The sequence below is a fragment of the Candidatus Zixiibacteriota bacterium genome (genome assembly GCA_036480375.1).
In the GTDB taxonomy this organism is placed as follows: Bacteria; Zixibacteria; MSB-5A5; order GN15; family JAAZOE01; genus JAZGGI01.
In genome coordinates this window covers 13,500-32,178 of record JAZGGI010000037.1, presented here as the reverse complement: position 1 = coordinate 32,178, position 18,679 = coordinate 13,500, and the positions used below count along the sequence as shown (strand labels likewise).

Annotated in this window: 15 protein-coding genes; 1 reads left to right on the top strand and 14 read right to left on the bottom strand. The window is 43.3% G+C overall.

What is annotated here, in order from left to right:
* Positions 1–118: 118 nt before the first annotated feature.
* From amrS to V3V99_12005, 4 genes are read right to left on the bottom strand one after another with little or no spacing between them, the layout of a single operon-like run.
* On the bottom strand, positions 119–1,117 hold the full coding sequence (gene amrS / locus V3V99_12020) for an AmmeMemoRadiSam system radical SAM enzyme (protein MEE9443381.1): 999 nt from the start codon (positions 1,115–1,117) through the stop codon (positions 119–121).
* A 2-nt stretch (positions 1,118–1,119) separates the two neighbouring features.
* A complete protein-coding gene (locus V3V99_12015) occupies positions 1,120–2,676 on the bottom strand; it encodes an HAD-IIIA family hydrolase (GenBank protein ID MEE9443380.1) in 1,557 nt (518 codons plus the stop codon).
* Positions 2,676–3,461: an undecaprenyl-diphosphatase UppP gene (gene uppP / locus V3V99_12010; GenBank protein MEE9443379.1), complete on the bottom strand. Its 786-nt coding sequence runs from the start codon at positions 3,459–3,461 to the stop codon at positions 2,676–2,678. Before uppP ends, V3V99_12015 begins: the two co-directional genes overlap by 1 nt.
* A 35-nt stretch (positions 3,462–3,496) precedes the next feature.
* A complete protein-coding gene (locus tag V3V99_12005) occupies positions 3,497–4,141 on the bottom strand; it encodes a hypothetical protein (protein ID MEE9443378.1) in 645 nt (214 codons plus the stop codon).
* A gap of 270 nt (positions 4,142–4,411) precedes the next feature.
* Between V3V99_12005 and V3V99_12000 the strand changes: the two genes are divergently transcribed.
* Positions 4,412–5,950 (top strand): sodium-dependent transporter, encoded by a 1,539-nt coding sequence (locus tag V3V99_12000; GenBank protein MEE9443377.1) that lies wholly within the window; start codon positions 4,412–4,414, stop codon positions 5,948–5,950.
* Between the two features lie 183 nt (positions 5,951–6,133).
* On the opposite strand, the gene V3V99_11995 is transcribed toward V3V99_12000, so the two are convergent.
* The 10 genes from V3V99_11995 to V3V99_11950 form a co-directional block, all read right to left on the bottom strand.
* On the bottom strand, positions 6,134–6,901 hold the full coding sequence (locus V3V99_11995) for a class I SAM-dependent methyltransferase (protein ID MEE9443376.1): 768 nt from the start codon (positions 6,899–6,901) through the stop codon (positions 6,134–6,136).
* A gap of 97 nt (positions 6,902–6,998) precedes the next feature.
* Entirely contained in the window at positions 6,999–8,102 is a 1,104-nt protein-coding gene (locus V3V99_11990; GenBank protein ID MEE9443375.1) for an exonuclease SbcCD subunit D, read from the bottom strand.
* 107 nt (positions 8,103–8,209) lie between these two features.
* Complete coding sequence (locus V3V99_11985; protein ID MEE9443374.1) at positions 8,210–9,643, bottom strand: sigma-54 dependent transcriptional regulator; 1,434 nt, start codon at positions 9,641–9,643, stop codon at positions 8,210–8,212.
* A gap of 109 nt (positions 9,644–9,752) precedes the next feature.
* Positions 9,753–11,111, bottom strand: coding sequence for a PEP-CTERM-box response regulator transcription factor (gene prsR / locus V3V99_11980; GenBank protein ID MEE9443373.1), 1,359 nt, complete (start codon positions 11,109–11,111; stop codon positions 9,753–9,755).
* Positions 11,112–13,208, bottom strand: coding sequence for an ATP-binding protein (locus tag V3V99_11975; protein ID MEE9443372.1), 2,097 nt, complete (start codon positions 13,206–13,208; stop codon positions 11,112–11,114). It abuts the gene before it with no gap.
* Positions 13,208–14,065 carry a hypothetical protein gene (locus V3V99_11970; GenBank protein ID MEE9443371.1) on the bottom strand — a complete coding sequence of 286 codons (858 nt, stop codon included), beginning with the start codon at positions 14,063–14,065 and terminating at the stop codon, positions 13,208–13,210. The genes V3V99_11975 and V3V99_11970 overlap by 1 nt, the downstream gene beginning before the upstream one ends.
* Before the next feature lie 50 nt (positions 14,066–14,115).
* Complete coding sequence (locus V3V99_11965; GenBank protein ID MEE9443370.1) at positions 14,116–15,660, bottom strand: fibronectin type III domain-containing protein; 1,545 nt, start codon at positions 15,658–15,660, stop codon at positions 14,116–14,118.
* A 2-nt stretch (positions 15,661–15,662) separates the two neighbouring features.
* Entirely contained in the window at positions 15,663–16,394 is a 732-nt protein-coding gene (locus V3V99_11960; GenBank protein ID MEE9443369.1) for a DUF5683 domain-containing protein, read from the bottom strand.
* 165 nt (positions 16,395–16,559) lie between these two features.
* Positions 16,560–17,462, bottom strand: coding sequence for a sugar transferase (locus tag V3V99_11955; GenBank protein ID MEE9443368.1), 903 nt, complete (start codon positions 17,460–17,462; stop codon positions 16,560–16,562).
* 401 nt (positions 17,463–17,863) lie between these two features.
* Complete coding sequence (locus tag V3V99_11950) at positions 17,864–18,676, bottom strand: M48 family metallopeptidase (protein MEE9443367.1); 813 nt, start codon at positions 18,674–18,676, stop codon at positions 17,864–17,866.
* Positions 18,677–18,679 lie beyond the last annotated feature (3 nt).

Here is an 18,679-nt window from a genome sequence, read left to right as displayed (position 1 = left end):
CCAAATTGGGTTCCCACCCATATACTATAATTATACTATTAGACGATGGAAGCGCCATAACTGCTTGATATTAAATTGTATCGACCCATTATTACTCTTACTGCAGTCGATAATATAACTAATTCCCGGGGACAATACCAGTTTCCATGTGGCATAACGAACATACCCCGCTTTCATCCAAACCCGTCATTTCTATTCGATACCCTTGCCTTCTAATAATAACCTGATCGCATGAGGGGCAACGGCTATCGGCCAGTCCTTCGATATTCATATTCCCTACAAAGACGTTATTGACATACTTTTTCAGAATGGAATAGGCCCGTCTCATTGTTTTTTCCGGTGTCGGGGGATTATTTAATTGGTAACTCGGGTGATACGCCGAAAGATGCACCGGAATAGTTTTGTTTACCGAGTTCACAAACTCGCCCAGCTTTTGAAAGTCATCATCGTCATCATTCAGACCGGGTATAATCAAATTGGTCAACTCAAGATGAGCCGGTGATTTTTCGATAAGTTTGATAACTTCCAAAACCGGTTCGAGTCTGCCCTTACAAATACGTTTATAAAATTCCGGTTTCATTCCTTTGAGATCGATATTGAAAGCGTCAATATAGGGGAGCAATTTCTCTAATGGTTCAGAATTAATATATCCGTTGGAAACTATCACATTATCAAGACCGGCCTTTTTGACTTGAGGCGCCGCATCCAAAATATATTCAAACCAGATAAACGGCTCAGTATAGGTATAAGCGATTCCGATTGAATCTTTTTGAGCGCCTATTCCCGGCAATTTTTCAGGAGCAATATAAACAGTTGGAACTTTTTCCTGCGATATTTGCCAGTTCTGGCAATGGCGGCAGGATAAATTACATCCGTTGGCGCCTATTGATACAATACTCGTTATCGGCTTAAAATGATATAGCGGCTTTTTTTCAATGGGATCGATGGCAATGGTTACCGTTTCGCCAAAATTATCGGTAACCAACCGGCCGTCTTTGTTAAATCGGGAATGACATATTCCTCGCTTCCCCGGTTTCAGCCGACAAAGGGCCGGACATAATAAGCATTGAACCCGGTTGTTCTGCAGTTTTTTTTGATATAAAGCCTCACGAATCATATCTATGACAAAATCCTGTCGGCGGCGGCGTTTAAGTTATCGCATATATAATACGGAGAGGGATATGGCAGGGGGGGATATTCTTTTTCTGTGTCTTTACCGTAACCTGTGCGAACCAGGACGGGTATCGCTCCGGCGGATTGACCGCATTGAATGTCTGCCAGTTTGTCGCCAATCATGTAGGATCGTTTCAAATCGATTCCCAATTCGGTCGCGCTCATTTCAATCATCCCCGGTCGAGGCTTGCGGCATTCATCTTCCCTGGTGTATTCGGGAACATCTCCATCGGGATAGTACGGGCAAAATCTGATATCGTCTATCTCGACACCATTTTCTTTCAGTAATTCTACCAGACGATTATTTACTTTCACAACGGTTTCTTCGGGGAAAAAGCCCCGCGCCACGCCCGATTGATTGGAGATAATCACGATTTTAAATCCGGCCTCTTTCAATTTTCGTAAGGCGTTAACCGAGCCTTCAATAAATTCAATCTTTTCCGGGTCGGCCAGATAATGCTTATCGACTATCAAGGTACCGTCACGATCAATAAATACGGCCGGAGACAGAACTTCCTGATTGAGAATTATTGCCGCCTGTTCGTAGACAAGATCAACCGTCAAACGAGTGAAACAGTATTGTTCCTCTCGATAACAAGGGACATTGCCGTGCAGCGAACAGGGGCGGCATTTTTCGTCCGTGCCCAGCATCTTATCATGGATTCCCATGGGATAAAATCCAAGCTGTTCATGAGTCGGCCCGAACAGTCCCATAGTCGGAGTCCCGCATGCTGAGGAGAGATGCATTAATCCGGAATCATTGGTCAAACTCAAGCGATGCAGTGACAGGAGTTCGCAAATTCGATCCAGCGGTTCATCCTTATAAATTGAAACTTTGTCTTTCGGCAAAGGAGAAAGCTTATCTTCAATTTCCTTATCCGCCGATGACAGAAATACCGACACCGGAAAATTAAAATCACCAACAATTTTTTCAATAACGGAAACGAAATTTTCGATCGACCAGCTTTTAACGGGCGAACCGGTGCCCGGCGCGACGGCAACGCCTTCTCTCCGATATTTATAATCCGACAATTTTTCATAGGGCAAAAATATATCCGGCCGTTTGGCGATACGTTCGCCCTTTAGCCGATCTATTACGAGATTATACTGATCAATCGTATGCGGTATCGGTGAAACGAATTTCTTTCCATTGACGGCTGCCTGCCGCTCTCTGCGCCTTTTTTTATAAACTACTTTATAGCGGGCTTTGCATAAATTTGCCAGATGAAAGGAACGGAAATTTTTATGTAAATCGACGACCAGGTCGGGTTGGAAATCATCTAACTTAATTGATAGTTTAATAAGATCAAGATAGCTCCCCCTATCGGGAAAAGTTAATACTTCATCGACTCCGAAAAGCGAATGACACAGAGATTGATATGGCTCCCGTGTTATGTAAAATATTTTTGAATTCGGATATAGAAAACGCAGATTTTTAATAGTCGGCCCGGTTAGCGTAACATCACCCAAGCGTCCCAGACGTATGATAATAATATTCCGCATCAGTTGACAAATATAAAAGAAATAATTCCCGCGGCAAGGCAATAAAACCCAAAAATAAAAAACTTACCGCGTGCGATCAGTTTCAGAAGGTAATGAATCGAGAGCAATCCAAATACAAAGGACACTAAAGCTCCAATTAAGTACAACCCGATTTCGCTTCCCGACCAGGCCATATTATCACTCGATAATAAATCCAACAGAAATGCTCCTCCGATAGCCGGTATGGCGAGTAAAAATGAAAACTCCGCCGCCTTAGCCGGCTTGATTCCCAAAAGCATGGCATAGGTGATTGTACTTCCGGAGCGAGATATGCCGGGTAAAATAGCTAAAGCCTGGGCAATCCCGATAGCGAAACCTCGAGGAATATTTATTTGCAGGTTCTTATTGCGGGCTAATCCGCTGGCCAGGAGGATCATACCCGTAACAACAAGCATGGCCGACGTAAAGGCTGTTGAGCCAAAAGCCGATTCGATTGATGATTTTAATGAAAACCCCACTATCACGGCCGGAATTGTCCCGACAATAATTGCCAGCAATAGACGCAGGTTTTCATCGCGGTTTTCAGAATGGCCCAGCAAGGCTTTTACGATTCCAAAGAGTCGTTTATAATAATATACCAGCACCGCGACCAAAGTACCGAAATGAAGCCATATCTCAAGACTGACTCCCGGAGCTTTGATTCCCAGCATATGCTGGCTGATGACCAGATGGCCCGATGAAGAAATCGGCAAAAATTCAGTTAACCCCTGAATAACGCCTAAAATTAAGACATCCCAAAATTCCATCTATATTCAATTCTATGAAATGATTATTTCAAGTATTAAAACTCGAATAAATCCAGGCCCGCCATGATCGCGAATTGGTCATCCAATTGTAATTCGACGGTAAAATCAGCCAGTGTCATAACGCTAAAGACGGCTCCAATACTGCCGCCTAATTTTAGTTCGGAATTGGAACCGCCGCCAACCTTTTGACCCACCCCATTATAAATATCATCGGTCGAGACCCGCTGGAGACGCAAATGCAGTTGAGCGTAAGGTTCAATTTTTTTTCCGCTCTGCAAATCATGCGTATAGGATCCGGTTATCGAACCGGTCAGGCTAAAATATTTCCCGTCATCAAACCTGGAATATTCTATTCCTGTCCCGAGAGACATATCAAAAGGATTTTCCCCTCGGATATATTCCCACAATTGATATTTAGCGTCAATTCCCAATATTAAATTTACGTCGCTTCTTTCCGGATCAATAAGTCCGCCTCTAACGCGACCCTCGATATACTCAGCCAGTCCCATTCGCCATGAACCGACCACGCCTAACGCGTCCTCGGCGATAATTAAATAACCTCCGCCAATATTAGTTCCCTTTTCAAGACAATCTGCCGATGTCATTTGCCCCAGAAACTGCCCCGATGCCGATCCGGCGATCATACAGACAATAATAAAAAATCTTGTCACTCTCATCATTTAATGATGTCTCCTTTCGTATATTGGCTTAAATATAAATAATCTCTTGCCTCATTCCGGTCAACAAAAACAAAACTCTCGCCCGGCAAATATTAATATTGACAAGGAGGGGTCAGGCGTCATACTATTTACAAAATGAAATCTCAAATAGTTTCAACAAGCGCTTTATATATGATATTATCAATTTTACCACCATCAGAGATCAAAACTCATATAATATATATTGGTCTGGATGAAATTTCGTCGCGTTAATTAGCAAGAGAGGTATTTATGGCTCAACACCGAGAACGCTGGGGAACAAGAATGGGGGTCATCCTGGCCGTCGCAGGCTCCGCGGTCGGCTTAGGTAATTTCCTGAGATTTCCGGTTCAGGCCGCCCAAAACGGCGGCGGCGCGTTTATGATTCCTTATTTATGCGCGTTTCTGTTAATTGGGATCCCACTGATGTGGGTAGAATGGACGGCCGGACGCTACGGCGGCAGTTACGGCCATTCTTCAGCGCCCGGTATTTTCCAATCATTATGGAAACGCAATCGGGCGATTAAATATATCGGTGTTCTTGGCATATTGGGTCCGTTGATTATCTATATGTATTACGTTTATATCGAATCATGGACATTAGCGTATTGTTTCTATTCAGCGACTGGAACTTTGAGTCAGGCCAGCGAAGGAGGACAGTTAACCAATTTCCTTTCCGGATTGCAGGGAATTGAACACAATCATTGGTTTGGCGGTTTAAGCGCCGCGTTTACTTTCTTCATAATTACATTCTCGGTCAATATCTTCATCACATTTTTTGGCATTAAAGGCGGTATCGAAAAAATGTGCAATATTGCCCTGCCCGCTCTATTAATCTTCGGCATACTGTTAGTAATTCGAGTCATCACCATGGATTGGGGCGAGTTTAACGGCCTTGGATTTTTGTGGAATCCTGATTTCTCTCAATTAAAATCCGGGAAAGTCTGGCTGGCCGCGGCAGGACAGGTGTTCTACACTTTGTCTCTGGGTATGGGCGTTATCCTGTCTTATTCAAGTTACCTTAGAGAAACCGATGATGTTCCTCTGGCGGGGTTATCGGCGGCAAGTACCAATGAATTCGCCGAGGTCATTCTGGGCGGTTCGCTTATCATCCCGGCCGCGTTTTTCTTCTTTGGCAATGAAGGCATCGTCGAAATAGCCAATTCCGGCGCCTTTAACCTCGGATTCGTTACTATGCCCGGAATATTCGGCCAGATACCATTCGGGCAGTTATTCAGTTTTCTCTGGTTTTTAATGCTATTTTTGGCAGGCATAACATCTTCGATATCCCTGACACAGCCGTTGGTAGGCTTTTTCCAGGACGAATTCGGAATGAGCCGCAAAAGAGCGGTCATAGCTTTCGCCCTGAGCACTTTTATATTATGTCAACCGGCAATATGGTTTTTTGATAAAGGAGTCTTGGGCGATCTTGATTTCTGGGGAGGGAGCTTTATAATCGTCCTGGGCGCGACGATTGAAATTATTCTGGTAGCCTGGATTTTTGGAATCGATAAACTCTGGGCCGAAATGCATGTCGGTTCCAAGATGAGAGTTCCCGGGTTTTTCAAGTATATTATCAAGTATGTCACTCCAATTTTTCTACTGGCTATTTTGGGAACATGGTTTGTTCAGGATTGGGTCGATGTGATTCTAATGAGGGGTGTCGCCGAAGAGGATATGCCCTATATATTGGGAACGCGCATCGGCTTGGTAATCGTATTCTTAGTTCTCTGTATTTTAGTCCGTATTGCTTGGCAAAAACGTAAACGTGAAACCGGAAGCGAGGTGTAAGATGGAATTAGGCGGATGGATTATGTTAATTATCATGTGGGGCGGTGTAATTTCTATAGGAACATTTTGCTTCCGAAGAATATTAGCCGAAAACGACGACGACACACAATTATAAAGAAAGATAGTATCGATAGAATACAGCCGGGAAAAACTTCAGAATTCGGAGGTATTTCCCGGTTTATTTTAAATATGCGTTACCGGTTTTAAACCTATTAGTATTGGTGTCGTTACCCCATCCGGTATCGGTATCATTGAATCGCGTTTAAATACTTCAAGGCCGACTTCTTTCATCAAATCCATCCAGGTCGTCAGCTCAAACAGCCCCAACAAATGACAATCGATTTCAATCGAAAGTTCTCCGGAACGCCTGATTAAGTAGATAAAATTCCCCTCGTAGCAGTAATCATCCGGGATCGGATCATAATAATTTTCTATCAAAGTAATCTCAACATCGCCCAGGCTTCGAGTAGTATGCCGGGTTTTATTTTGTCTGAACGTCTCAATAGTTTCTTCAACACAGGTCAGGAAAACGCCGCCGGGTCTCAAATGAGCATAGGCAGTCGTAAAAGCCGCTTTCAGACTTTCCGGCGTCCGCATATAACTGATGGAATCAAATACCGTAACGGCATCAAACCCTTGTCCCAATCGGACCGAGCGCATATCCCCATGCTCGTATTTGACATCGGGATTAAGGGTTCGGGCCAGATGTAACATATCATGACTGATATCCACTCCGGTGACATCAAAATATTTGGCCAGCGTATTATCGTTATGGCCACCGCCGCATCCCATATTCAGGATATTCTTGACCGGAATCTGAGAATGCTCTTTTATGAGTTTGACATATTCTTCGGTTTCTTCGATATAATCGTCGGGAGGACTGATTATCGGCCAGGCCCAGGCTAAATCTTCATACATGCGCCGCTTATCGGCCGTAACAAATGTCTGCATCGCTACCCCCTGAAATTTCCGGAATCAATATTTGATACGCAATAATCGCCGGTATTATAAAAAATCGCAATATAAATTTCACTCGGGAATATAGTTTTTAGTCGTCTATTTCTTCGGCTCGATTTAGATAATCTATTCCCATCTTAGCCAATTTTTCTTTTTCAAGCTTTTCAATTGAACTGGACGAAATGAATTTTTCAAAAGCCAAATCAAGCCGCCCCAGATTCAAATCGGCATAGAGGCTGTCTTCCTTTTTCTCTTCCTTTATAAACTGAATATCGAGCGAGTACGCCTTGCTCTTCATCTCGGCTATTTTATCAAATGATAATGCCCGATATGTCTCTTCTGAAATTCCATCAACCTTCAGGCGAATAATTTTATCCTCAGGCGTTTTATCCCTTATCTTCTGTTCAATCTGCGCCATGATTTCATCCGCCGAATGCCCCCTTGCTTCGACCGGCGGTAAATCCAGCATAACCCGGGTTGGTATCTCATGAAATCTAATATCCGTTAAACCGGATTTCCCAAACTCAGCTTCTATAATACCTTTCTTATAGCCGCTTTCGGCCTGGGATAAACGCTCGGTTGAACCGGAATAGTAAATATTTTTATCAACCTTCGTGAAATTATGATAATGTCCGAGGGCGACATAATCGAAATTCTTAAAACAATCAGACGGAATCATCTGCTCCGACAAATCAGCCATTTGAAACGCTTTGATACCGCCTACCACACCATGCAGAACCAGGATATTGATAGAAGCGTCATTAACCGGTAAAATTCTGGCGAGCTCCTGATGCAAAATTTCGGGCGTCAGGCAATGAGGAACGGCTGAGACGGACACATCACCAATCCTGATTTTTTCATAGCGCGATTTATATATAACGTGAATATTTTCATAATCCTCAAATATCGATAAAGCCGCGGCGATATATTTTTGTTTGGGAGCGTCATGATTACCCGAAATTATGACCGTTGGAATTTTATGATCCCGTCCCAGACGCAAAAGCTGGCGGGAGGCAAAGGCGATAACTTTATTGGATGGTTGTACTGTGTGAAACAGGTCGCCAGCGTTTATGATTAAATCGGGGCGCAATTCAACAATTTTATCGACGGCTCTTTTAAAGCCTTCGAAGATATCGTTTTCTCGCGGTCCGGAACCGGCGCCCAGATGATTGTCGGCAAAATGACATATTCGCATATTTATCATCCCATATTAGCCAATATACGCCTGATAAAAAAAGGCCGCAATATTAATTGCGGCCAATTAAACCTTTCCTCACAGGAAAATTCGAAATATAGAATCGCCTAATATATGCCGTACTTGCTAATGCGATCCCGAAGAGTATTGCGGGATATACCCAGCATATCCGAAGCCTTGACCTGATTGGAATTAAAATGTTTCAGGCAGGCGGAGATCAAAGCCTTTTCCATGGATGACTGCATCAGATGATAAATACCGCCCTCGCTGCTGCCGATCAGTTTTGGAAATACCGGCTCAATCAGGCGAGCAAACATTTCGGTGTAATTATCCTGCAAGCCTTCCACATCAATTTCAACCTTATTGGTGTCTTCATTGCAGACCGGGAAATCTTCCGGTTGAAGCATATCTGATTTGGACATGACCATAGCGGTATGAATATTATTCTCAAGTTCCCTGACATTTCCCGGCCAGATATATTTCGATAATACTGTCTTGGCCTTTTTGGAAACGGAACGGACGTCTTTCCCCAGGGATTTATTATATTTCTTGATAAAATGATCTACCAGGAGAGGTATATCCTCGCGACGGTCGCGCAGAGGCGGAATGTACAGAGAAACAACTTTCAATCGATAGAAGAGGTCAACTCGAAAAGAGCCATCCTTCATGCATTGAACTAATGATTTATTTGTTGCCGCGATAACCCGGACGTCAACACCAATTGTCTCATTACCACCCAGCCGCTCAAATTCTTTTTCCTGTAAAACGCGAAGTACTTTTCCTTGAGTCAACATCGACATATCAGCGACTTCATCAAGGAAAATTGTCCCGTCATCGCATTGTTCGAATTTTCCGATACGCTTGAAATACGCGCCGGTGAAGGCTCCTTTTTCATGACCGAATAATTCCGACTCCAGCAGGGTATCGGATAACGCGGCACAGTTGACCGATAGGAAAGTATTGTTTCGCCTCAGGCTATTACGATGAATAGCGCGAGCTACCAATTCTTTTCCGGTGCCCGACTCGCCGAAAATTAGAACCGACGCATCGGTCTTGGCGACCTGACCAATCATCTTGGCAATTTCGACTATTTCGGGCGATTGACCGATAATAATATCTTTCGCCTTATCATCATCCGATGCGATCACATGCGGCGTTCTGATATGGGGCTCCTGCTGATAACCGCATGCTTTATTAACTATTTCAATCAATTTATTCAGTTCAAATGGCTTGGTTAAATATTCATACGCACCCTCGCGCATAGCTTCCATCGCATTTTCGGTTGATACAAAACCGGAGATAACTATGACGGGTAAATTATCCTTGATCTTTTTTATATTTCTTAATACATCCAGACCGGAGCACGACGGCAGGTTCACATCCAGCATTACGAGATCAAGATTTTCCTCATGCTGTTTAATATAACTCGTCGTTTCCTGTCCATCTTCCAGATGATGGAAAGCGTATTTATCAGGGTCAAATAAATTGATTAGTGATTGCGACATTTCAACGTCGTCATCAACAAGCAGTACTTTTTTCATATTTTGTATTTCCCTAACGTCTTGTAACGTACTATGGTATAGTTGTATAATCGGTTAAGGTGATGAATTTATTTAGGGGGAAATGTGCAAAAACCGCAATTTTGAACAGCTATTTATCTTTAAGACGGTATTTCTCAATCAAATCATACAGGGTCGTTCGGCTGGTACCCAATTCTCGCGAAACTCGGGATATATTCCAATTGTTTCTAATCAGGGATTCAAGTATATATTCTCTTTCGGTTTCTTCACGGACATCCTGCAAAGTCGCCCGGCCGGCACCGTTTCCCGAAACCGCGGGTAACGACAAATCCATCGGTTTTATCTTCTTGTCCTGAGCCATGATAACAGCTCTTTTAATTTTATTTTCGAGCTCACGGACATTACCAGGCCATTCGTAAGACGCTATTGCGCGGGCTGATGCCTCAGAAAATGACAGGTTGGTCCTTCTGTTTTCAAGGCCGTATCTATTTAGAAATGTCTTGGCCAGCAACAGGATATCGTCTCCCCGCTCCCGGAGAGGCGGTAAATCGATTGTTATTACTGATAGTCGATAATATAAGTCTTGACGAAAGGCGCCTTTTTTAACCTCTTCCAGTAAATCTCGATTGGTCGCCGCCAGGACACGAACCTCGAGAGGTATCTCCGCTCGTCCGCCAACCCTTTCAATAATATGGTTTTCCAAGACCCGCAGTAGCTTAACCTGAAGATTTAGCGGCAACTCACCAATTTCATCGAGGAAAATCGTGCCGTTATTAGCCAACTCGAATTTACCGATTTTCTGCGCATGGGCGTCGGTAAAGGCCCCTTTTTCATGTCCAAATAATTCCGATTCGAGCAGGTTTTCGGGAATCGCGCCGCAATTTATGGTTACAAAGGGCTGCCCCTTTCGAAGACCGGAATTATGAATTGCTCTTGAGACCAATTCTTTACCCGTCCCCGATTCCCCGGTTATCAAAACCTTATAATCGGTTCCCGATACCGTTTCGATAATTTTATAGACTTCCTGCATTTTATCCGAATCGCCAATGATATTGTCAAATCGTTTGACATTGGCCAACTCGGTCGATAGTTGCCGGTTCTCTTCCTCCAGCGATGCCATCCGGAGGCCCCGATCCATGATAATTTTCAATTGATCCAAATCGACCGGCTTTTCAAAAAAATCATATGCGCCTTTGGCGACAGCTTTGAGAGCGTTTTCTTTTTGACCATGTCCGGTGACCATAATAACTTTGCAAAAAGAATTTAACCTGAGGTAATACTCTATTAACTCTATACCTTCGGCGGCACCTTCCCGCGTATTCAAAGCTATGTCCTGGAGAACAATCAGGGGCTTATGATCAAAAGCCAGGGCGCGGGCATCATCCGGACCCGACGCTTCAACAACCTCATAATCATCAATCAGCGCCCATTTTAATTGAGACCGAATTCCCTCTTCATCATCAACTATGAGAATAACAGGTTTGGCCACTTATCTTTCTCCGGGTAAGTAGATTATAAAATCGGTTCCCCGACCTATTTCGCTTTTTACTTCCATGCGTCCGCCGTGTTTAAGTATAACTTCTCGAGACTGATACATACCTATCCCGAGACCATGCTTTTTGGTAGAGCTAAACGGCCGAAATAATTTTGAATTAATAAAATCGGCATCCATCCCGCAACCGGAATCGCTGAATTTTATTCCGATCGCTTCGCTATCAACTTCAGATACAATATTGATTGATAAAATGCCTCCTTCCGGCATCGCTTCGACCGCGTTCATTATCAAATTATCAAACACCGAACCTATTTTTTCCGGATCCACAAATACTGTAACGTTATCGTCAATTTCACAATTCAAATCAACCTGGGGAATGGTATCGATCCTAACTCTTTCAGTAGCGGATTTGATTAATTCAGCAAGGTTAGTCTCTTTAATAAAATATTTATCTTCGCCGCGATCTTCGGTGAGGCGTGATATTATTTTCTTCTGGCGATCGACCGCCCTTCCGATTGTCACCAGGGCTTCTTTTTGAAAATCGGGATTGGCTATATTCTTGTCGGCGTTTTGCAAAAGCATCGATAGCATCCCGACGGAATTTTTGAGATCGTGCAGCACAAACGATGAAAACCGGTGGTATGATTCAATTTCTCGCGACGTAACCAGCTCTTCGGTAATCCGCGCTCCATGTAAAGTCAAGGCGACCGGTCCGGCCGCGGCTTCGACAAAACCTATTTCGTCACTGAGAAGTTTTCTGCCCGAATTATGAAGGCCAATTCCCCACATACCGATAAATTGATGGCGCGCCGCGAAGGGAACAAGCAGAAATACATTAAACGGAATTAGCCTTTCCAATTCCTGATACTGATTCAGCTCCATCTCTCCGACATCTTTGACATCACTCACTTCAATCGGGCGCCCCAACCGGTGCAGCCAATCGCACAATTGATTCAAATTCTTCTCGGGAATAATACGGTCGATATCATCACCGACCAGTAATCTATAATCGCGACCCGGTTCGGATTCCTTGAGAATAAAAAAACTGTCCTCAATTTTCATTATACGATGCAATAATCTTTTGGTGCGCAAATAAATCTCATCATATTCTATCGTGGCAGAGATTTCTTCGGCGAATTCTTTCCATTCTACATCGTATTTGCGTCCCGAAGATATATGCCCACTTCCATCGGTCAAACCGGTTAATCGCGAGCGCCTGGCCTGAGAATAGAAAAAAACGATAAATGTCGAGACTATCAAAATCAAGGCTACAACTGTAAAAAAAGCCCCTTCATTCAAATTCAGTTTTCTCAATATTTCGCCTGTCAAGCCAATGACCAAAAAGTATAAGCCAAAAATGACAACAACGATTGATGAGTATGACGCTTTCCGTGAAATTATGATTCCATCATTTTCCGGCTCGAATCTTATCACATGTCTCACGTAAAACAGGCAAATCAGTCCGGCCAGAAAGAAATTCAGGGCCAAAAGATAATCACTGATTTGGCCGTATATTATGGCGATTGTTGCCAGAGCCAGAAAATTTATCACGTACGTCAATAAAAGGTAAAACGATTTCTTGATTCTTTCCCGCGATAATCCCAACGATGAACGATAGCGATTTTCAATGGCGTAAGCTCCGGCCGTAAGGCATATAATTAAATTCAGATTTATGAAAAAACGCCATTTTGGAAAATCTATAAACCAGCGGTCGCCAATAATAACGACATCCACTGCCTTTTGCCAGATCATAATTACGAATATTAGGACTGCCAGATAGAATAACAGACGAGGAAACAATCTGTGTTTTGATTCGAATTCGTTTTTATCCTGCGCCCAGCAACTCGACAAAACATACCATGTAAATGGCATGAACGATATAAAAGCATACACCAGGATATGAGCCGTTTTCCAGAGCTGCGGAAATTGTCCGAGTTCAATATACAACGCCGCGATTCCGATGACGTTTATAAAGGAAAAATATAAAAGCGGACGACTATAAGATGAAAACCGCTTGTATAATATAACCAGAAAAATACTGAGTAATAACAGGCCGAACGAAACAATTAAAAATACTTGGACCGGTTCCATTATGATTCATTCTGATCCATAAAAAACTTTACGGCGGTGCCTATCATGATGAAGTTGGCAATCAGACTGACTACGATTGACGTCAAAATTAGATAAAAAATCATTTCCGGATTAAACACCTCAACAACGCGAGCTGAAAACGATAACGGTAAGCCCGGAGTAGCTGATATTACATAAGGAATGAGGACGATTCCAAAGGCAACTATCGGGTGGCGAATAAAAGTCTTAAGGGCCCTGCCTATTATACTCGAAAGCGACGAACCGCCTGCCATAATACTGGGGATAATAAATATAAATGGGGAATATACCGCAATCGCCAAAAAATGCAGAGAGAAGAAAGCCGCTACCTGTCTTCGGGGCGACTGCTTCAACGTAAGTCCAATGACGTCCGTAAGAAAATCATAATAATAAAGAGAAAGCAAATAGAGAACAACCAGCAATCCACCCCACACCGAAGTCAATTTTATATATTTTTTTACGGCTCGACCGAATGATTGACTAAAAGCAGGTTTCTCTCCCCGATATACGGAAATCATTAAATCGGAAAATATTCCCAGGAAAAGCGCTTCCACGAGTATGGAAAACACCCGTACTGAAGTATCAAGAATTAGCGGTAACAAGACAAAATGGTTCGGATAGTGAAAAAAGGCGTCTTTAAATTGAGGATATGTAAAGCCTAACCAGCCTTTCAATAACGGACCCAATACGGGGGAAAAAATATAGTAATGTGCTGCCGCCAGTCCTATCGTCAGCAGCCCCAGAATTAACAAGGGCGACCATAATACGGCTCGTTTCATCTGCTTAAGTGTTTGCAGATACAAGAACCAAAATTCTCCGAATTGAACTCTCTGTCCCATTCTTAGCTGCCTTACTTAAGTGTTCTTTATCCCGATCACCCGGGCCGGAATCATGGAATATTAATTGACACGATATTCGAACCGGCCATTAATCCCTGTTTGTCAAATATAAAAATCTGATAATAGTATGTTCCGGCCGCCGGCAAATAATCGGTTACCGATGTCGTCGTTTGCGTATTAAATATGCCTACAACAAGATCGCTATCGTAACCGGTTAACAGACTGCTGTCTCTCAAAAGATGATATGACGCAAAATCATCCTCATATGATTGAAGCCAGCTAACCTCGACCGCGAGAGCCTCGCCGGTTAATCCAACCGCAACCGTTATGGCATCCGGGGGAGTGTTTTTCAAAGTCGATATTTCCAACTCATTGGATCCTGAGGAATTGCCATGGCTATCATAAACAAACACCCTGTAATAGTATGCTGTCGTGTCGGCCAGGGCCGTATCCTGAAAACTGGTCGTAGATTGACTGCTAATTGTTGTCACAAGGTAAGATGATTCATCTATGCCCGGGTTTTCATCGCGAAATATACGATAAAATGAAAAATCGGAAATGGCCGATCGAGTCCATTGTAATAGTACTTCAAGTGATGATTCGGTATAACCTGTCAGGGTCACCGGATCTGGCGGAAAAGTTGCGGTTAAACGAGTTCCGGCCTTTACATCCGAAGCTCGATTACCGGCGGCGTCAGTAAAACTTCCGGTAATTTCCGCGTCCAATAGCTCCGTTCCCACCGGCAAAACATAATCAATTTCATATATACCGTCATCGGCCAAACCGTCTCCGCTCAATCCCAGATCATTGAGAGCTACATTCCCGATTCCATCAATATTGACCGATGCCTCCCCTCCCGATTCGGAAGTATATAGTGAAATATGTACCGTATCGCCGACGGTTAAAACCGCACCGCCTGAATTTTCGGTAACCGAATCAATGACGGCATATCGATCAAGGATTATACTATCGGCTATCATCCCTGACGAATTACCTCCGTCACGAGTTTGAAAGCGAGCGTAAACGCGCTTCATTTCATCGCCATCGGATAATAAATATCCCTTCATTGCGCTAAAATCTTCCCAGTGGGCCGAATTAAAATCAGAGCTTTCGGAAAATTGTACGAGGCTGGTCAAGGCTGGCGCGGTTAACGCGATTGTTATTGTCCGATCATTTGTATATTCATCGCCGTTATTAATCAATATTGAAAATATCCCGGGAGTAGCACTGACGGCGCGAGACTTCTCGCCTTCATACCCGGTTGTGGTGAGCGCTGATACTCGAAAAAAATATCCGACTCCATTTGATAATCCCGTCACTTCGTATGATAAATTTTGAGTCGAGTCCAGCAATGACATATCAGAAGATGAAGAATCGGAGTAGTAGATAAAATATTGAGAAATCGCCGAAGCGTCCGAAACACCCCAACTCAACGTAATCGAACCTTCTCCAATTGCGGCGGTTAATCCCCGAGGTGCTTCAGGTTCCGCGGGCAAACCTGATACTCCGCTCGGTGATTCAATTTCCTCACTGCATGAAAGGAGGAACATGGCGACCAGAATCGATATGGCCAAAATAACATATTTTTTTATCATATCTAAAACCTCACCGCCAAAGTTAATCCGATTTTGTCTTCGCCCAAATCGGGCACCGCCGTAATTGCTTTATATTCGGAGTATGAACTATGCTCGGGAAATAAGAGAATAGTATCCAGGAGATTTAACAAATAAACTCCGGCCGTAACGGCTATTAAGAGATTTACTTTATTCTCCGCGTTATTGGCTTCTCTCTGGGTGGCCCAGACACGCTCTTCCAGGCTACTTAACTCACTCCAGTTGCGTTCTTCGGCAAAAGCCAATTTGGCGGCATTATACTCGTCAACCTTGTCGTCATAATCGCTTTTATAATGTAAATACCCAAGGGCCGAAGCAAGCGTACCCAATACAATTACCGTCGATTTGGTTTTATCGCCATAATATTTTTGTCCCCAGCCGGGGAATACTACGGATCTGAAAAACGCTTTCGCTCTGGTTTTTTTGACAAGATTTATATCAAGCTGGACAGGCTGTGACTCAGAGAAATACTCGGTTGATTGATACTTTTCATAGCCGTCCCGCTCTACCGTAAGACGGTACTGTCCGGATAAAACTCGGTCAAATCTAACGGGCGTAACACCTGACAGATTAAATAAACCCTCAAGCTTTACCAGCGCTCCTTGCGGATTAGAATTAATAAGGATATTACCTTCATCCTGGGCAAGAAGACCGGTCGAAGTGACCAAACATAAAACGCAACAGACCGCCAAATTCCATTTTATGGCCTGATTCATAAAGTAATTCCCTTTTTGATTAATTTCGGGAAAATATATCTAATCCTTGATATTGTAGCAATAAAAACTCATCCCCAAATATACAAAAACCGCGCCTTATATGTAAAGCGCGATTTGAATAATTTCAATAGATTCAGTCCTAAAAGACGCCTTTACCCGTTATAACTACGAGATTTTACCCGTTATAACTGCGAGAACTGTTCGCAGCATAATTTTGAAATCCTGCCAGATGCTCCATTTCTGAATATATTGCAAGTCATACTGCACTTTCCGCACTACCGACGCAACCGATGAATCATAACCGTTCTCGATTTGAGCCAGACCGGTCAATCCGGGCTTAACATCCAATCGTTTTTTATAATTATCCACTTGTGCTGATAATTCTTCAACGAATTTCGGGCGCTCCGGGCGAGGACCGACCAGCGACATTTGACCCAATAGAATATTCACAAACTGCGGAATCTCGTCTAACCGTGATTTACGCATAAATCTCCCCAGACGGGTTACTCTGGGATCATTCCTGGTCGCCCAAACAGCGCCGCACTTTTTCTCGGCTTCAGGCACCATTGTGCGAAACTTGTAAACATGGAACGGCGTGCCGTGCAAATTCATTCGACGACGATCCCGCCCGTTTCGTCCCAGCTTTGAACCGTTTTCCTGCCGTCTTCCGTCCCGGCGGCGATTCTGACCAACTCGCAATTGCTTATAAAAAATCGGTCCGGGTGAATCAAGCTTAATAAGGATCGGAAGAATAATAAATACCGGAAGAGTCAAAATCAAACCGACCAGAGCTCCAAAAATATCAACACTGCGCTTCAGATATGCCCTATTAAAGGCATAGCGAGGAATTACCGCCAGCCAATGCCGAAAGACGGAAATCATTAGCGTTACACCGAGAATGATGTAACTCATCAAAATTCCCAGTATTGAATTTCCCTGATTGCCTTTTTCAATACCGAGAGACAAAGCTATGGAGACTAAATTCTTATCCTCGACGGCGGTTAAAGAACCAGTCTTATCAATTGTTAAATCGGCTATCTGTTGCGCACCAACAGAATTTGAATACATAGTGGGCCCCCTAAAAGATCAAATAATTTTGGGTGATTTTTATAATTATCCCGAGCATTATTTGAAAACGAGCAAATAGACTGCCGGAAATATTGTCGAATTCGTATCCGAGTATTACTGCCTAAACCGCTATCTACCCACCGCCTAAGTTGTAACATCATAACGGCATACAATCACAATCGTGGATTTATTAGACCCACAATTTTTTATTAAAATTTTATGAAGTGTTTTTGGCTGTTTAGGTAATGAACAGCAAATCATAATACCTGCAATCTACTGCATTTCTCAAAGGAAATATTGCATTCAATTGCACTAATCATTGACCTATTTTGTTTTGATTAACTGAGCTCAGTATTCAGGCATTAAGCCTGCATTCCCCGGATAATATTGGTCGTAGTGAATTAAAGGCGACTCTTAAGCGCAATAAATCTCTGTGTGTTTAGAGTTAAATTGGGAGGTAATGGTTGTAGTTTCTGAATTCTCTCCCGGGTTGAAGATATTCGGTCGCTGGCTTGAGGATGACTGGAAGCGAGCATTTCGAAAAATCCGGCATTATCATCATTACTCATTGCTCGTAATTTTTCAAACATTGATATCATCCCGTCAGGGTGCCAGCCTGCCTTTACCATATAGGTCAATCCAAAATCGTCCGCCTCATGTTCATTGGAGCGCGAATAGCCCGACATAACGACTCCTAAGGCCGTACCTGCCAGAGCTTTCGCTTGATCTGATTTTTTTCCCAGAGCCAGATCAAGAACAAGTGATAAACCCATAACCGATTGAAGGCGCTTAACGCCGTGGCGACCCACAACATGGCTGATTTCGTGGGCCATAACGGCGGCTAACTCCGCCTCATTATCCATCTTCTTGATTAATCCGGTGTAAAAATATACAAAACCACCGGGCGCGGCGAAGGCGTTAATCTGATCCGATTCTATAACCGCGAATTTATATTCAATATCTTTGCGATCGGAAACCGCGACAATTTTCTGGCCGAGTTCATTGAAATACGCCTGCCAGTCCGCATCATTGAGCCATTTCTCAGACTGCTGAAGCTCCTGATTTAATCCCTGTCCAATTGATACTTCCTGACTCGAAGATATCAGGATAAATGATTTTCTGCCACCGGGACCGGTTGTCGCGCAGGATTGAAAAGCAAATAAAACAATTATTAAAAAGACCGGTAGATAGTATCTTGAATGATCAAATTTCATTCT

Bases quoted from the DNA above. Each gene is read 5' to 3' on its own strand.
- V3V99_11965 (MEE9443370.1), bottom strand. From the start codon at position 15,660: ATGATAAAAAAATATGTTATTTTGGCCATATCGATTCTGGTCGCCATG.
- V3V99_12005 (MEE9443378.1), bottom strand. From the start codon at position 4,141: ATGATGAGAGTGACAAGATTTTTTATTATTGTCTGTATGATCGCCGGA.
- V3V99_12000 (MEE9443377.1), top strand. From the start codon at position 4,412: ATGGCTCAACACCGAGAACGCTGGGGAACAAGAATGGGGGTCATCCTG.
- V3V99_11950 (MEE9443367.1), bottom strand. From the start codon at position 18,676: ATGAAATTTGATCATTCAAGATACTATCTACCGGTCTTTTTAATAATT.
- V3V99_11985 (MEE9443374.1), bottom strand. From the start codon at position 9,643: ATGAAAAAAGTACTGCTTGTTGATGACGACGTTGAAATGTCGCAATCA.
- V3V99_11995 (MEE9443376.1), bottom strand. From the start codon at position 6,901: ATGCAGACATTTGTTACGGCCGATAAGCGGCGCATGTATGAAGATTTA.
- V3V99_12015 (MEE9443380.1), bottom strand. From the start codon at position 2,676: ATGCGGAATATTATTATCATACGTCTGGGACGCTTGGGTGATGTTACG.
- V3V99_11955 (MEE9443368.1), bottom strand. From the start codon at position 17,462: ATGTATTCAAATTCTGTTGGTGCGCAACAGATAGCCGATTTAACAATT.
- amrS (MEE9443381.1), bottom strand. From the start codon at position 1,117: ATGATTCGTGAGGCTTTATATCAAAAAAAACTGCAGAACAACCGGGTT.
- V3V99_11960 (MEE9443369.1), bottom strand. From the start codon at position 16,394: ATGAATCAGGCCATAAAATGGAATTTGGCGGTCTGTTGCGTTTTATGT.
- V3V99_11970 (MEE9443371.1), bottom strand. From the start codon at position 14,065: ATGGGACAGAGAGTTCAATTCGGAGAATTTTGGTTCTTGTATCTGCAA.
- V3V99_11990 (MEE9443375.1), bottom strand. From the start codon at position 8,102: ATGCGAATATGTCATTTTGCCGACAATCATCTGGGCGCCGGTTCCGGA.
- V3V99_11975 (MEE9443372.1), bottom strand. From the start codon at position 13,208: ATGGAACCGGTCCAAGTATTTTTAATTGTTTCGTTCGGCCTGTTATTA.
- uppP (MEE9443379.1), bottom strand. From the start codon at position 3,461: ATGGAATTTTGGGATGTCTTAATTTTAGGCGTTATTCAGGGGTTAACT.